This window comes from Paenibacillus sp. FSL R5-0378, assembly GCF_038009285.1.
Lineage (GTDB): Bacteria > Bacillota > Bacilli > Paenibacillales > Paenibacillaceae > Paenibacillus_AQ > Paenibacillus_AQ favisporus.
In genome coordinates, this window is sequence record NZ_JBBPAY010000001.1 from 5,979,338 (window position 1) to 5,993,967 (window position 14,630).

The 14,630-nt window shown below is 53.5% G+C and carries 15 protein-coding genes; 3 read left to right on the forward strand and 12 right to left on the reverse strand.

Annotation, left to right across the window (positions count from 1 at the left end):
- The first annotated feature begins 72 nt into the window (after positions 1 to 72).
- The gene (locus MKY74_RS27760; RefSeq protein ID WP_076169757.1) at positions 73 to 1,047 is read left to right on the forward strand and encodes a phosphotransferase enzyme family protein; all 975 of its coding nucleotides are present in this window, start codon (positions 73 to 75) and stop codon (positions 1,045 to 1,047) included.
- A gap of 13 nt (positions 1,048 to 1,060) precedes the next feature.
- Here MKY74_RS27760 and MKY74_RS27765 read toward each other — a convergent pair whose 3' ends face one another.
- On the reverse strand, positions 1,061 to 1,897 hold the full coding sequence (locus MKY74_RS27765; RefSeq protein WP_076169756.1) for a helix-turn-helix transcriptional regulator: 837 nt from the start codon (positions 1,895 to 1,897) through the stop codon (positions 1,061 to 1,063).
- A 117-nt stretch (positions 1,898 to 2,014) separates the two neighbouring features.
- On the opposite strand from MKY74_RS27765, the gene MKY74_RS27770 reads away from it, so the two are divergent.
- Positions 2,015 to 2,857: an NAD-dependent epimerase/dehydratase family protein gene (locus MKY74_RS27770; protein ID WP_076169755.1), complete on the forward strand. Its 843-nt coding sequence runs from the start codon at positions 2,015 to 2,017 to the stop codon at positions 2,855 to 2,857.
- A 79-nt stretch (positions 2,858 to 2,936) separates the two neighbouring features.
- On the opposite strand, the gene MKY74_RS27775 is transcribed toward MKY74_RS27770, so the two are convergent.
- The gene (locus MKY74_RS27775; RefSeq protein WP_076169754.1) at positions 2,937 to 4,550 is read right to left on the reverse strand and encodes an extracellular solute-binding protein; all 1,614 of its coding nucleotides are present in this window, start codon (positions 4,548 to 4,550) and stop codon (positions 2,937 to 2,939) included.
- Positions 4,551 to 4,974: 424 nt separating this feature from the next.
- On the opposite strand from MKY74_RS27775, the gene MKY74_RS27780 reads away from it, so the two are divergent.
- Positions 4,975 to 5,133, forward strand: a complete 159-nt coding sequence (locus MKY74_RS27780) for an asparagine synthase (RefSeq protein WP_076169753.1) — start codon at positions 4,975 to 4,977, stop codon at positions 5,131 to 5,133.
- A 129-nt stretch (positions 5,134 to 5,262) separates the two neighbouring features.
- Here the strand turns inward: MKY74_RS27780 and MKY74_RS27785 are convergent, their stop codons facing one another.
- From MKY74_RS27785 to phnH, 10 genes are all read right to left on the reverse strand, one after another.
- Complete coding sequence (locus MKY74_RS27785) at positions 5,263 to 6,111, reverse strand: PhnE/PtxC family ABC transporter permease (protein WP_144025413.1); 849 nt, start codon at positions 6,109 to 6,111, stop codon at positions 5,263 to 5,265.
- 20 nt (positions 6,112 to 6,131) lie between these two features.
- Positions 6,132 to 6,938 (reverse strand): PhnE/PtxC family ABC transporter permease, encoded by an 807-nt coding sequence (locus tag MKY74_RS27790; RefSeq protein WP_244169258.1) that lies wholly within the window; start codon positions 6,936 to 6,938, stop codon positions 6,132 to 6,134.
- A complete protein-coding gene (gene phnC / locus MKY74_RS27795) occupies positions 6,910 to 7,698 on the reverse strand; it encodes a phosphonate ABC transporter ATP-binding protein (protein ID WP_076169751.1) in 789 nt (262 codons plus the stop codon). The genes MKY74_RS27790 and phnC overlap by 29 nt, the downstream gene beginning before the upstream one ends.
- 48 nt (positions 7,699 to 7,746) lie before the next feature.
- Complete coding sequence (locus MKY74_RS27800) at positions 7,747 to 8,805, reverse strand: phosphate/phosphite/phosphonate ABC transporter substrate-binding protein (RefSeq protein ID WP_076169750.1); 1,059 nt, start codon at positions 8,803 to 8,805, stop codon at positions 7,747 to 7,749.
- A 406-nt stretch (positions 8,806 to 9,211) separates the two neighbouring features.
- Positions 9,212 to 9,958, reverse strand: a complete 747-nt coding sequence (locus MKY74_RS27805) for a phosphonate C-P lyase system protein PhnL (RefSeq protein WP_076169749.1) — start codon at positions 9,956 to 9,958, stop codon at positions 9,212 to 9,214.
- Positions 9,906 to 11,210: a phosphonate metabolism protein PhnM gene (gene phnM / locus MKY74_RS27810; protein WP_279628462.1), complete on the reverse strand. Its 1,305-nt coding sequence runs from the start codon at positions 11,208 to 11,210 to the stop codon at positions 9,906 to 9,908. Before phnM ends, MKY74_RS27805 begins: the two co-directional genes overlap by 53 nt.
- Positions 11,179 to 12,024, reverse strand: coding sequence for an ATP-binding cassette domain-containing protein (locus MKY74_RS27815; protein ID WP_076169748.1), 846 nt, complete (start codon positions 12,022 to 12,024; stop codon positions 11,179 to 11,181). The genes phnM and MKY74_RS27815 overlap by 32 nt, the downstream gene beginning before the upstream one ends.
- The gene (locus MKY74_RS27820) at positions 12,021 to 12,884 is read right to left on the reverse strand and encodes an alpha-D-ribose 1-methylphosphonate 5-phosphate C-P-lyase PhnJ (RefSeq protein WP_076169747.1); all 864 of its coding nucleotides are present in this window, start codon (positions 12,882 to 12,884) and stop codon (positions 12,021 to 12,023) included. Before MKY74_RS27820 ends, MKY74_RS27815 begins: the two co-directional genes overlap by 4 nt.
- Positions 12,875 to 14,023, reverse strand: a complete 1,149-nt coding sequence (locus MKY74_RS27825; protein WP_076169746.1) for a carbon-phosphorus lyase complex subunit PhnI — start codon at positions 14,021 to 14,023, stop codon at positions 12,875 to 12,877. Before MKY74_RS27825 ends, MKY74_RS27820 begins: the two co-directional genes overlap by 10 nt.
- Positions 14,011 to 14,619, reverse strand: a complete 609-nt coding sequence (phnH, locus tag MKY74_RS27830; protein ID WP_076169745.1) for a phosphonate C-P lyase system protein PhnH — start codon at positions 14,617 to 14,619, stop codon at positions 14,011 to 14,013. Before phnH ends, MKY74_RS27825 begins: the two co-directional genes overlap by 13 nt.
- Positions 14,620 to 14,630: the final 11 nt, after the last annotated feature.

Here is a 14,630-nt window from a genome sequence, read left to right on the forward strand (position 1 = left end):
TCAGCTCTAGAGCGCAGTATTATATCAATCCCCCGGTGTTAGGGGCTATTTCCTTTAGAAGGTGTGAATCGAATGGATCTTGCAATCATCGCGCAGCATGCGCTTGCCCAGTACGATATAAATGCTGTATCCGTGTCGCCCGTAGCACAAAGCGGTGCCATGGTTTTCAAAATTGAAGATCATCATGGGCTGCTGTACAGCCTGCGTGTTCACAAATCTAAAATCAGTACGCTTGAAACCATGTGGACGCGCCGGGATGTACTGGAATCTGAGCTGGTATGGCTGGATGCGCTTAACCGTGACACCCATCTCACCCTCCCTATGCCAAAACGCAATCGGCTGGGTTCTTATGTTACACAAGTGGACGATATAAGTTGTACGATGCTCAGTTGGGTGGAAGGCGAGCAAAAACAATATTTTACCAGCGATCAGGAATTGAAGTCCACCGCTGAAATGACGGCAGCTTTGCATCAGCATGCCAGTATGTGGCAGCCCCCTTCGTCTTTTATCCGGCCAACGGTTCATCGTGAACGCATACAGAATGCGCTGGACCTGCTCAAGCCGAAGGTACGGGAAGGCTTATTAGATGCACATGATGTTCAGATTCTTGAAGCCGCCGGGGAAAAAGCGATGGCTTTGCTGGACACACTCCCTCAAAACAAGATGACTTGGGGTGTATTGCACGGCGATATCGTTCCTCCCAATATCGTGTTTGCAGACGGGGCTGCCCATCCCATTGACTTTGGCGCGTGCGGATTCGGTCCTTTTCTCACTGACCTGGCCATCACATGTACCTTTATTCATCCCACTGCCAGACAGCAGTACATCGATTGGTACGGAAAGCACTTTCCGCTGCCCAATGAGTATGTGGCCCAGATCGAAGCATTATTTATTTCGCTAGGGCTAATCGGGATGAGGAACGCTCTTGGTATGCCTGAATCGAAGCAGGGATTGCCGACGCATGCGAAAAAGTGTGCTTCTCGCGAATTTGGCAGGTATGTAAATGGGGAAGGTTTTTTATTTACAGGTACGCCATGTTGGGAATAAAACGCCAATAGACTTATCCATTCTCCAGATTGCTAATTATACGTTTTAAACGCGCAGCCGTATCCCTTGAAGCTGTATAAATCATAATTTTCACGTCCGGATTGGCTGACGATTGCAAGGTCACATGTTCAAACTCCATCTCTCCGATTCGAGGGTCGTACCTTTGTTTGTGGCGATCCGTTACGGCCTGAACGTCATGCAGGGGCCAGAGCTCGCGAAACAACGGGCTGTTCTGCATAAATTCCTCAATAAGCTCTTTAAACCTCGTATCATTAGGAAAATGCGCGTAATCTGCACGAAAGTGTGCAATCAAGACCTGTACTCTGGATTCCCAGTCCTGTATGTCCGATCCGAGCTTGGCATCCATTAAGAGATGTCTCATCCAATTGGGTCTCAGCTGCATATGATTTGAAAGCGGCGGGATTCGAAAAACGATCTCAGCTGCTTTGTTCCACAGCAATAAATCCCAGTATCTTCCGATTACGAATGCCGGATTAGGTTCAAGAGCCCTTATTACCCGTTCCAAACCAATATTTAATTGCTGATCTTCTACCTTTTCCTGTTGCACCGGTCTTGCAAGAAGATGGAGATGGTGGCGTTCATCCTCCGTCAAACGCAGCGCTTTGGCGATGTTATTAAGTACGTCCTCTGATGGATTGACACTTCTGCCTTGTTCCAATGAGGTATACCACGACGTTCCAATATGGGCAAGCTGGGCAACTTCTTCCCTTCGAAGGCCCGAGGTCCGTCGTCTTCCATAGGATATTAACCCGACATCTTCTGGTGTAAGACGTTCTCGCCGCGAACGCAAAAATTCACCTAATGACATTCCGGAAGAAGTCCCTTCCATGATTAACTCCTCCTTATCCTGACACTTTCAATCGTACGATAAACGCAGGAAGGTAGCTGCTGGCTCATTCTATTATACTGCCGATATACCGTTTAAAAAACTTAGGAGGATATGAAAATGAACCTTTTCGTAACAGGAACCACGGGTAAAGTAGGAAGCCGTTTTGTTCCGCGTATGTTACAGCGCGGTCATCACGTTAAATTGTTGGTTAGGGACGCTGCCAAGGCGGATTGGCTTCAGCGGCAAGGGGCTGACGTTGTAGAAGGCGATCTTTTACAGCCGGACAGTTATGCTGATGCTCTCCGGGGCACGGATGCAGTGGTTCATTTGGCAGCACAGTTCCGTGGTGTGGACGAACATACCACCAGAATTTCAAACATCGATGGCAGCATAGCTCTAGCTCGCGCTGCACTCATGGCGGAAGTGCCAAGGTTTGTTTTTTCCAGCACCAATCATGTGTACGGTTCCGGGCAGCATTCGAGACCCAACCGTGAAGATGACGAGCCTAGGCCTGCCTTTCCTTATCCTCAATCCAAAGTTGAAGCCGAAGCGGCACTGCTGCGGCTTCATCGCGAACAGGGATTAGGCGTACGAATTCTACGGCTTCCATTTGTCTATGGTGATGGCGACCCCCATATCGCAGAATTTCTGCCGATATTGCGTAATTGGAATCCAGCCAAACGATTCTCTATGGCGCACCATGCGGATGTAAGTCAAGCCCTGATGCTCGCAGCTTCCACACCAGGTATTGATGGGCGAATCTACAATGTTGGCGACGATGCCCCGATCTCGGTTTCGGAGCTGCTTCAGCTTTATCATAGCGATATATCGTGCGAAGCGCTGCAGCAGGATTTTGATCCATGGGACATGGTCGTCGATACAACGCGTATAAGAGATGAATTACACTATCGACCAATTTACCCGTCGTTCTATTCGGCAAGGGATGCAGGTGCAATATAGATCAGTCCCCATTTATCAAAGAAAGGCCGCCATATCGGCGACCTTTCTTTTTTATGCGTTGCATAGTTCACTGGCTGATCTACTTGGATTCCTGACCGTCCCAACGGTCGTAGGCTGCCTGATAGATTTCCACGATGCGGTCTCCGCCCATTTTCTTCACCTGGGCTTTATACTTGTCCCAGTTCGACAGCGGCTCCTGCCCGGTCACAAACTTGGCTTCCATCTGCTCGACGTAGTTGTTCAGGTCCGACAGCAGCGAAGTCACCTCGGTTTGTTCCTCTTCCGTCAGGAATACGTTCGGATACGGCACTTTGGCATATGGCAAAATTTTATCCTGGTTCTCCTTTTCGACCCATTCGTCGATGTCGGAACGGAGCCCCTTGCTCACTTCCGGAAGGCTGACGCCCGGCGTCGTGATGCCGTAGTTCGGAGTCAGCTTGCCGCGGTAGTTTTCGCGGTCGCCTCCATCCGGTACCGGAAGCCATTCTTTGACGTGGTTTGCCTCGTCTTTGTATTTCCACAACACGCCTTCCGGCCCTTGGTTGAACAGCGTAGAACCTTCATAGCTGTACTGGTAGTCCACCCAGCGCATCGTTGCCTCCGGAGCAGGGTTGGTGCTCGAAATGGCAAACGTTCCGTTCTTCGAAATTCCCGAATTCTTGGCCACCACCGGCGAGTCCGGGAAGCCCGTTTTCAGGGGCTCCATAAACGGGTTGTCGGTGTTCGGCTCACCGCCCAGCATAAAGTACGGCAGCCAGTCGTTGAACAAGGCCACCTGATTGTTTTTGCCCTTGGCTTTCTTCTGGTCGTCGGTCTGGGAGAACGTTTCATGGTCAAGCAGATCGTCCTTCCACAGCCGGTTCAGGAAGGTCAGATACTCTTTGAAGCCTTCCTCCTGCGGTGTGTAGTGAACTTTCCCCTGCTTGTCGGCATAATACACCTCGTCATAGATGCCCCAGAAGCCCAGCATCTGCACACGGATATCCTTCAGCTTGGTCGACGTGAGCGGAATTTCATCCGCCTTGCCGTTGCCGTTCGGATCCTCGGTCTTGACCCGTTTCAGGTAATCGTACAGCTCGTCCGGCGTTTCCGGAAGCTTGGTTACGCCAAGCTTCTTGAGGAAGCTGCCGTTATAGTACAGCGGGCTCTTGTACCATACCGCACCTTTATCCACGTAAGGCAGGGCGTAAATATGACCGTCGGGGGTCGTGATCGACTTCCGCACGTCCGGATTTTCGTCCAGCAGCTTCTTGATGTTCGGCGCATATTCATCAATCAGCTTTTCCAGCGGAATCAGCGTTCCCTGACTTCCGTACGTCACCTGCTCAGCCGGCGTCAAAGCCGAAGCGTAGAAAATATCCGGCAGGTCGCCGCTCGCAAAAATCAGATTTTTCTTGGTCTCGAAGCTGTCGACCGGAACCGTTTGGAATGTGAGCTTGATGTTCGTCATTTTCTCCATGTCTTTAAATACCTGCATCGTATCCCACTTGGCGCTGCCCACGTCAGGCGCAAATACCGACAGCGTAATCGGCTTGTCGACGATCGGGAAGCCCTCCTTGTGTACACTATCCGCCGAGCCGGAGGCTTGACCGCCGTCCCCGCTATCTTTCGAGCCGGAACCGCATGCGGCCAGCAGCGAGACGACCATGGACAGGCACAATACGATGGCCCAAGGCTTTAAACGTTTTCTCATCAGATGATTCCTCCTGTTCATTGTTGTGCGCGGCTTTACGTTGGCCCTTCGGAGTTTCCCCCCTTGAATTCGGACTAAAGCCTACTCCACGCTTTTTCTCCGCAGCTCTGGGTGAAGGATGGTTTCGGCTGCTGCTGCGCTTTGTTTGTTAGCGTTTACAAAAAGTGTAGTAACAGGCCGGTTTCGCGTAAATATGTTATTTTTGATATGTTGAATATGTATACAAACTCCAATGTTTAACAGGGATGCGGAAAATAGCAGTGCTAAGCCATTGTATAGCAAGTATGTCAAATATGCCATTGGGAAAATCTACATATCGGTCTGAATTCCACCCCCACCATGTTTGCTGGCGGTGAATAATTCGCCGGACGGTAAACAAAAATAACCTTTGTCTATCCAAACCAACAGCCAAAGGAGTGTCGTCATGCGTGAAGGAATGATTCCTGCCGTTCTTGGAACTGTAGTTACCGCTTCCGGCGCCGCACTGCTGGGCAGCAAGTATAAGCTTGCCGCCACGGGGATTGTCGGATTCGGTCTGGCCCACATCGTACTGGGTGCGATCGATCTGATCGAACACCGGTAATCCGTTTGGAGGACCGTCCGCAAGTGTTACGCGCTTCGGACATAAAGAACCTTGGACATTCCCTGTCCAAGGTTCTTTATTTGTGCAGGCGGCCGATCCCAATGGAGACGCACACCCTGCGGCTGCCTGTTATTTTCCCTGCTTGAGCTTCCGCTTTGCACGGTTTGCGGCGATTTCCAGCAGAATGGCAAAGCCCAGAATAAAGTAGGTGATCGCTCCGATTTCCTGCAGATCAAAATAAAAGCCGCTGGCCATAAACATATCGTATCCGATCCCCCCTGCCCCCGCGGCCGCTCCCATGGCAACCGCCACGGAGAAGTTGATTTCGAACCGGAGCAGCGTCCAGGACATCAAATAGGATAAGGAGGACGGAATGACAGCTTGGAACACGATTTGCCACCAGTTCGCACCGCTGGCCTTCAGCGCTTCGATCGTGCCCTTGTCCATCTCCTCAAAGGCTTCCGAGTAGGCTTTGATCAAATAACCGATGGAGTGAAAGGTCATGCCGATGACGGCGGCGACGCTGCCAAGTCCTGCTGCGACGGCAAAAATCAGCACCCACATGACCGTAGGCACCGCGCGGATGAACGCGACCAGGCCTTTAATGACGGCGGACACGAGCGGCGATGACAAATTGCGGGCCGAGAACAGGCCGAGAAACAGCGCAATAACCGCTCCGAACAAGGTGGAAAGAAAAGCAAGCCCCAGCGTAATCAGCACTTCGAACAAAGCGGCGGCAAAGGTGAAATGGTGTAAACGGGGCTGCAGAAACATCGTCTTCAGGTTCAGCAGCGTGGCGTAGATGCCTTGAAAGACCTGGATCCCTTTGTAGTCAAAGCTGACGAAGGCGAGCACGGTCAGCAGGCTTAGCCCTATTAAGGTCAGCCTGATCGTTAAGTTGGTCTTGCTAAAAGGCTTCTTAAGCGGGATGTCCGGAAGTCTTCGGTCCGGACGGAGATGGAGTTCGGCGGCAATCATCTTGTCGACGGCCTCGGTGCTCATCCGATCATCACCTTTCGGATATAATTCGAGGTGAATTCGATGACCAATATGGAGATCACGATGACGAATACAATCAGGCTGGCTGCGTTGTAATCGAGATTTTTATAGTACAGATTGAACAGGAACCCAACGCCGGTGCCGGTCAGAATGCCGATCAGCGTCGCGTTGCGGATGTTCGTTTCGATCATGAACAGGATCCAGCTGATGAGCTGGGGCAGCGCCGCCGGGATGACGGATTGGCAAATGACGGAGACATAACCGGCCCCGGTTGCCCGCAGCGCTTCCGCCGAATGGCCTCCCGTCTCATCGATGGACTCCAGGAAGGCGCGGGTCAAAAACCCGAAGGATCCAAAGAACAAGGCGAAATAACCGGTCATTACGTTTTGCCCGAATGAAAACAGAAGGATCATCGACCACGCCGTGACATCAATATTCCGGAATACGGTCGCGATCGAACGGCTGACCAGCTTAATCCCCGCGTGAACGCCGATCGTCTGGGAGCCCAGAAGGGCGAACACGAGCGCAAACACCGAAGCGACGGTTGAAGCGGCGATGGACATCAGCAGCGTTTCGACGAGCGTGCGGAGAACGTCGGGAAACTTGGCCAGAGATTCGGCATTGGGATAAAAATGGGTGACGCCCCATACCAATGCGCCCGGGATGGAGCTCAGCCCCTGGACGAAATCATACTGGGTCAGTACGGCTGCAGCATAGGTTACAAACAGAAGAAGCCCCCAAAACAAATACGCATGCCTTCGTTTGGCCGTGAAGTAATCAACCTGCTTGCGTCTCGCCTTGATCAGCACGCGGCTCTCTCCTCTCGCTTCCGTAAATTCGCTGGAGCTCTTCGGATGTCATTTGTCCCGGTGTTCCGTTGTAGACGATTTTCCCTTGATTGACCCCGATGATCCGGTCGGAATATTTCAGAGCGGTCTCCACCTGATGCAGATTGACGATCACGGTGATGCCCAAATTCGTGGAGATGTGCCTTAAATGATCCATGATCACCTTGGATGCATTCGGGTCCAGGGAAGCGATCGGCTCATCGCAGAGGAGCATTTTGGGCCCCTGAATCAGCGCCCTGGCGATACCGACCCGCTGCTTCTGTCCCCCGCTGAGCTGGTCGCAGCGCTTGTAGACCTGCTCTTCCAGGCCGAGAATGCCGAGAATTTGGTACGCCTGCTGCTTCTCCTCTTCACGGTACAGCCCCAGCATGCCGGCAAGCGTGGATTTGTAGCCGAGCCTGCCGTGCAGGACATTTTCCATCACGCTCAGCCGGTCTACCAGATTGTAGTGCTGAAAAATCATACCGATGCTCGTCCGCATCCGCTTCAGCTCTTTCTTGCTAAATTCCAGCACATTTTTGCCTTCGATGCATATTTCTCCGCTGCTGGCATCGATCATGCGGTTGATACACCGGAGCAGTGTCGATTTCCCGGCCCCCGAGGGGCCGATGATCGATACAAATTCCCCACTCCTCACCGAAAAGCTTACATCCGTTAATGCCCGTGTTTCAGATCCATACTGCTTGGACACATGCTTGAATTCCAATAACGCAGTCATCGTACACCTCCAGGCGGTTTGGTATGGAGTTCATATGCCGGCTGCCGGTTATTTGGACAGCTCGCGGATCGGTTCGAACCAGGCGTCGTCGACCGGCAGGAACCGTTCATTCCCGCTTTTTTGCTTGAACAGCCCGCTGTCTTTGGAATCTTTGGGAAGGAAAATTTTCGGATTATGCGTCACGTCATCGGATGTAAACGCCTCGGTAATCTTCTTCTGTTCATCCTCGCTCACCGTTTTCGTGTTCGCCACAAACGGGGAATTGAGGACCGGTGTCACGGAAATCACCACAAACTCTTTTCCGGAGAGCGTATTGAAAGGTTCAGAAGCGCCATCCTTTACTTTATAGACAGCCCCGGGTTTGTTGGCCGTTCCGTCCGCCAGCTCCACGTAATTGGATACGCACGTATCGCAAAACGCGGCGACGTCCGCCTTGCCGGTCAGCAGATTCACCGCCGAACCCTGATGGGAGCCGCCAAACAGAACGTCGCTAAAAAATTTATCTTTGCCGCCCTGCATCAAATCGTCTTCCTTCAAATCCTTGTACTTGTCCATCTTTCCAAAATAGCTGATGATGCCTGCAGACGGCACCTTGAATCCCGAAGTCGAGCTGTTCGATACAAAGGAGAACTTTTTCCCGGGAAGAGGGTCCAGGGTAAAACCGTCCCCGCTTTTAAACTCGCCTTCGTCGCCTTTCCGGACGTTCAGCCAGGAATAATATACGGCGTCGTCCAGCGTTCCCGATTCCCCGCTGTTGGTGAACAGCGGCTTCACGTCCTCGGTCTTGTTTCTTGCTTCCACATAACCCTGAGGGCCCATATAGGCCAGGTCTGCGCTTCCGCTTGCAATCGCCTCGATGGCGATGTTGTAATCGGTCGTCATCTTATGCTCCACTTTTTTGCCTGTAGCCTGCTCCACGATCTTTCCGACCTCGTCGCGCGCATCCTTCAAATCCGCTGCGGATTCGTTCGGATACCACACGATTGTCAGGGTGTTTTTGTCCTTCGAACCGCCAACGTTCAGGCCTAATGAAGCCGCCCCTGAAGAACATCCGGCAACGGTCACAGCCAGTATCAGCATCAAGAGAAGTGAAATCGATCTTTTCATGGTTTCAGCGCCCCTTTTTCCTTGGATAATGGGATACAATTTCATGATGAAGATGAACGGTCAGCAGAAGATTAACGGGGGGACATGTTTGTGTAAGAAAAACGTCCATCGCAGTACCTTCAAAGTAGACAGACCGCGTTTAAAGGAAGTCTTTCTTGCGAGATCAGGAAGCCAAGGCTCTGGTGTTTATACTTTCTGATATTATAAGAAACGTCTATCGACGTACCTTCAAAGTAGACAGACCGCGTTTAAAGGTAATTTTTCTTGCAATATCAGGAAGCCATGGCTCTTGTGTTTATACTTGTTGATATCATAAGAAAAACGTCTATCGCCGTACCTTCAAAATAGACAGACCGCTTTTAGCGGAAGTCTTTCTTGCGAGATCAGGAAACCAAGGCTCCGAAACTCATACTTTCTGATCTCTTAAGAAACGACCCGCCACTTCCGGTCTGCCGCCTTCATGAAACCGGCCGTCCTGCATATGGTATTGGCGGCTGCACAGGCCCTCCATAAATTCCAGGTCGTGAAAGATCCCGAGCATCGTCGTTCCTTCGTGCATCAGCTGCTCGATCAGCGTTTTCACCTTGACCTTGGAGGCATGGTCCAGACTGGCGGTAGGCTCGTCAAGAAGGAGCAGTCGGGGCCGCTTCACCATTGCTCTGGCGATGTTGAGGCGCAGCTTTTCCCCTCCGGAGAACGTGGCGGGATAGCTGTCGCGGAGCTTGGCATCCAGCTCAAAATGATCCAGCATGCGCTCTGTCTCCCGGGCAGCCTGATGGGGATCCTTGCCCATTTCCAGCAGAGCCTGCGTGACCAGCTCCCGGGCCGTCGTCCGCGGCATGACGTTCAGAAACTGCGAGACGTAGCCAATCTCCCGCTTTCTCAGGTCGATCATCACCCGGTCCGGCGCAGAGGCCAGATCGATTTCACCGTACGCTGCCGATTGGTACCGGATGGTCCCTTTCTGGGGGAGATAGGTCCGGTAAATACAGCGGAGGACGGTCGACTTCCCACTCCCGCTTTTGCCCGTAATGCCGATAAATTCGCCTTCGTCCACATGCAGGCTGACGTCTGCGGCGGCCTCGATCTGCTGATCCAGGTTATACAGAGTGAACGTTTTGGACAAGTGTTCGATCGTGAGCAGACTGTTCAATCCCTTTACCCCCTTCATGATCCCTGTAATGGGTTCTCTGAATGAGCTTTCCGTCCACAAATACGGCCGTAATGACCGGGAAATCCCCGTCGATCTTCTCGATCAGGATCAGATCCGCTTTTTTTCCCTCGCGCACCGAGCCGATTTCATGATCCAGATTGACGGCCCGCGCGGGATGAAGCGTCACCAGGCGGAACATGTCGGCCAGTTCCTGCCCGCAGCGGTCCACGAGGTAAAATACCGCGTGAAGCAGTGCCGCCGGATAATAATCGCTGCACAAAATGTCGATGCTCTTCTCCTGAATCGCCTCAGCTGCGGACAAGTTCCCGCTGTGCGAGCCGCCAAGGATGACGTTCGGCGCCCCGGCCACGGTGTACATGCCCTGCTGTTTGGCCCGCCGGGCAATCTCCAGCGTAATCGGAAACTCGCTGATCGTTGCGCCGAAGCCCTGGACGAGCTCCAGCTTATCGAGAGAGTCGTCATCATGCGAAGCGACCGCGATTCCGGCTTCCCGCGCCAGTCCGGCAATTTCGCGGATGCTTTCGATGGTCATTTTCTCCTTGCTCTGGTGCTTCCGAATCAACTCGTCGATCCCCTCGTCGGTCATATCGTCATAGCCTTTCACGGTGGCCTTGTAAATCTCCAGATCCCTGTATTGTCCTTGGCCGGGAGTATGATCCATAAACGAAACGAGGTGAACCTTCTTTTCGGCAATGTAGTTTCTAAGATTGTCTACCTCCAGCAGGTTATCGATTTCAAACCTTGCATGGAAACGATGGCGTACCAAATGCTGGCTCGTATGCGATTCCTCGATCAGCTCCAGCAGCTTGCGCACGTTTTCCGGCTCGCGGATCGGGCGGTATTTGTACTCCGACCCCCTGAAAATAGACAAGGAATGAAACATCGTCGTAATGCCGTGCGTGATCAGCTCTTTTTCCGTTTCCCTGAGGCTCAGACGAAAATCCATCAGCGATGTCGGCCTCGGGGCAGCCATATGCTCAATGTAATCGGAATGAATATCGATGAACCCCGGGGACAGATACCCGCCTGCGGCGTCCAAGACCTCCGTTTGCGTATCCACAGCAATGACGCCATGCGGGGCGATTCTGCCGATGCGGTCTCCCTGAATAAGCAGGTCGTATCCGCTCAGAACCCCTTCCTCCGTGATAATGCGTGCGTTCGTAATGAGATACAAAGGCGACTCCTCCTTCGAAAATAAGCTAGAGCAGGGAGTGAACCAGCTGCTGGGTATAAGCTTCCTGCGGGTCCTCCAAAATTTGATCGGTCAAGCCCTCCTCCACGACTTTCCCGTCGAGCATGACCAGCGTCCGGTCGGCGAGCATCCGGACCACGCCGAGGTCATGGGAGACGAGCACAATGCTGATGCCAAGCTCCCTTTGCAGCGCCTTGATCAGATCCAGCACGCTGGCCTGAACGGACAGGTCGAGGCCGGTGGTCACTTCATCGAGCAGCAGCACCGGGGGACGGTTCGACAACGCTTTGGCAATCTGGACCCGCTGCTGCATCCCCCCGGAAAAATGCTTAGGCGCTTCCTTGATCCGGTGAAGCGGGATATGGACTTTTTCCAGCAGCTCCATGCCCCGATCTTCCATCTCGGAGACGCGGCGGCTGCCCGCAGCGATCATTTTCTCCGCGATGTTGCCGATGGACGTGAAATCCATCCGCAGACCGAGCATCGGGTTCTGGTACACTTTTCCCATGAGGTGATTCCGGATATAACGCTTCTGCTGCGTCGACTCTGCAAACAGGTTTCGAGAACCGTCTTTGTAAGCCTGGAGATAGACTTCGCCGCTCGTCGCCTCCTGGTCAAAATAGAGGCATCTCATCATGGTGGATTTTCCGCTGCCGCTTTCCCCCACCACTCCAATGATTTCTCCCGGATAAAGGTCAAACGACACGTCTTGGCAGGAATATACGGTATGGCAGACGGTGCAAAAGTTTTTGTGAAGCTTCCGGCTCTCCGGATTCATGCAGTGCGGACAGCCCGGCCCGAACTGCTTGTTTAAATATTTTACGGAAATCATCGGTTGTTCCGTCTGGATCATCGGCTCTCAGCACCTTCCCGCCACGATTGTTCATTCATCCGCTCCAAACAGTAGCTCGTATCATTACATTGAAAATAAGCCGTGCCGCTGGCATCATCGTACAGTTCATCCATAAACACGCCGGTAGCTCCGCATAGCCTGCAGGACCGGTCTTCAAATGACTCCGTTTCAAACGGGTAGTCCTCAAAATCAAGAGATACGACCCTGGTGTAAGGCGGCACCGCGTAAATCTTCTTTTCCCGTCCGGCCCCGAGCAGAATGAGCGCTTCGGAAGCATTCAGCTTCGCATTGTCGAATTTGGGGATCGGGCTTGGTGCCATCACATACCGGTCATGGACCATCACCGGGTGGTCAGCGCCGGTCGTCATGCTGCCGTAATTCATAATTTGCTCGAACAGCATGAGCCAGGCACCGCTGTATTCTTTTTCGGAGTGCAGCTTCTTCGTCTCGGCTTCCCGCGGTTCATACATCCGCAGCGGTTCCGGCATGGGCACCTGCAGCACCAAAATTTGACCCGCCCGAAGCGGAATTTCCGGAACGCGGTGCCTGGATTGAATCAGCGTCGCCTCCGCCGTCTCATCCGTCGTGCGGATATCCGTCGTGTTCCGGACCAGCTTCTTGATGCTGACGGCATTGACGGACTCATCGGAGCCTTGGTCAATTACCTTGACTATATCGTCTCGACCTATCAATGACAGGGTGAGCTGCAGCCCCCCGGTTCCCCATCCCCTGGCAATCGGCATTTCCCGGGAGGCAAAAGGAACCTGGTACCCCGGAATGGCGATCGCCTTTAGCGTCGCTCGGCGGATTTCCCTTTTGGAGCCTTCGTCAAAAAACGCGAAATTGTAGTTTATTTGCATAGTTTCTCTACCTCCTCCGTTTCGTCCGCCTCAGGAGTCGTCGCAGTCGTCTTCGTTTTCCGCACGTCGTTCATTTTGGACTGGAACGTGACGTAATGCGGCAGCTTCAAGTGGGACATGAAACCGGTGGATTCCACGGAATCGATATGGTACAGCACAAACTCCTGATCCTGGGTCGGAAAACGGCTGTCTCCCTGCTCCAGGCTGTGATCCAGAATGCCCATGGCAATCGCCTTCGTCTCGTTTTGCCCGTAGCAGAGCCCGTAGCCAATCTCAAAGGACAATTCCTTCCCGCCCTGCTCCTTCACCACCGCGGCAGACATGAGCATTTCCGCCTCCGTTACCTTGATTTCGCCGATGTAATAACTGTCCTCAGCATCTGCACTGGATCCGAGTGGATCATCGATGCATACCGGCACGCGCCCGACCCGCAGCTCGCCAACGGTGGGATGCGATACGCCGTATCCGCGGATGACCGCGTAAGCGAGCGAGGTAACCGTCCCGGTCTGGCCCCGGGTCAGCACCTGCAGCTTCTGGCTGCGGCTTGCCGGAAACGTGATGCTTCGGCGCGTCACATCATCCGGTTCGGTATGATCGTCCACGGGACAGGCCATGAGTCCCTGCTCGATCAAATAGTCCATGACCTTCATCAGCTCTGGCGGGCGGCCGGCCTCCGGCAAGCTTCCGAGCTCACCCGCAAAAGCCTCCAACCACCGGGCGGCATCCTCATCCGTTTCATGCATCAGGTCAAAGTCCAGGAGCCGATGGCTGTAATCGACCGAAGCGCCGAGAATTTGCCCGCCCGGGATGTCCTTGAAACTGGCGGAGATCCGCCGCTCAACCCTCATCTCGCGGGTGTGCACCGCTCGAGAATAATGCTTCCGGGGAAGCGTAGAGCGGTAGGCCCTCAGCAGAAACACCGCTTCCTCCGGGCTTCCTTCCGCCTGCTTGATTGCCAGCGCCGCCAGCGTTTCATCGTACAGACTGCTCTCCGACATGATCTGATCGATCAGCCCTCTCATCCCGCCTTCAATGCGGGTGACGTCCAGTACCTTTCCCTGCTTGATCCGTTCGAATTTGATCCGCTTCAAGGATTCCTCGATCGCAAGCGTTCCGCCTTTTACCGCTACATATCCCATAGAAGCACCTCCCTCTCCTCGATTTGCGTCGTCCGGGGCAGGCACAGCAGCTTGTTGTTTTTGTCGACGACCAGCATGTCAATTCCCAGAGGATACTCCGCGTTTTTCTCCGCCCGCGCCTCCAGCCAACCGGGAGCCAGCGGAATCCGGACAAAGCTTTCACCCTCGATGCCCGGCCCTTTGAGGCTCAGCTCAAAGTCTCCGGACAGCTCCCCCGACTCCACGATCACAGTGGCAGAGGCATGCGGATCGGCCAGCGTACCGACTTTGGCGCTCTGCAGAGCCTTCAGCAACTCCCCTTCCTTGGCATCATGCAGGACAAAAATGTAATCCGCTTTCTCCGGCTCCGTCCGGACGGCGAAGGTCAGCTGGTTCAGGAGCCGCGTAAGCTCCGCTTCCCGCTGCGAGCAGATGCAGAACGTAACCTCCGTATCCAGCAGCATCAATGCGAGCACCCAGGTGACGGGTAGCCCTCCCCACTGTGCGTCGGCCTTAGCCGCTTCCGCCGTCAGATCCGAAATCAAGCCGGGTCTCGACATGGAATCTACCACTTTGCGGTAGGCGCGCTGTATATCATGAACTGCGTCGAAGTTCATCGCTCTCTCCC

Coding starts and splice junctions, on each gene's coding strand:
- MKY74_RS27770 (WP_076169755.1), top strand. CDS start 2,015: ATGAACCTTTTCGTAACAGGAACCACGGGTAAAGTAGGAAGCCGTTTT.
- MKY74_RS27775 (WP_076169754.1), bottom strand. CDS start 4,550: ATGAGAAAACGTTTAAAGCCTTGGGCCATCGTATTGTGCCTGTCCATG.
- MKY74_RS27820 (WP_076169747.1), bottom strand. CDS start 12,884: ATGCAAATAAACTACAATTTCGCGTTTTTTGACGAAGGCTCCAAAAGG.
- MKY74_RS27760 (WP_076169757.1), top strand. CDS start 73: ATGGATCTTGCAATCATCGCGCAGCATGCGCTTGCCCAGTACGATATA.
- MKY74_RS27815 (WP_076169748.1), bottom strand. CDS start 12,024: ATGATCCAGACGGAACAACCGATGATTTCCGTAAAATATTTAAACAAG.
- MKY74_RS27825 (WP_076169746.1), bottom strand. CDS start 14,023: ATGGGATATGTAGCGGTAAAAGGCGGAACGCTTGCGATCGAGGAATCC.
- MKY74_RS27785 (WP_144025413.1), bottom strand. CDS start 6,111: ATGATTGCCGCCGAACTCCATCTCCGTCCGGACCGAAGACTTCCGGAC.
- phnC (WP_076169751.1), bottom strand. CDS start 7,698: ATGACTGCGTTATTGGAATTCAAGCATGTGTCCAAGCAGTATGGATCT.
- phnH (WP_076169745.1), bottom strand. CDS start 14,619: ATGAACTTCGACGCAGTTCATGATATACAGCGCGCCTACCGCAAAGTG.
- MKY74_RS27780 (WP_076169753.1), top strand. CDS start 4,975: ATGCGTGAAGGAATGATTCCTGCCGTTCTTGGAACTGTAGTTACCGCT.
- MKY74_RS27765 (WP_076169756.1), bottom strand. CDS start 1,897: ATGGAAGGGACTTCTTCCGGAATGTCATTAGGTGAATTTTTGCGTTCG.
- MKY74_RS27800 (WP_076169750.1), bottom strand. CDS start 8,805: ATGAAAAGATCGATTTCACTTCTCTTGATGCTGATACTGGCTGTGACC.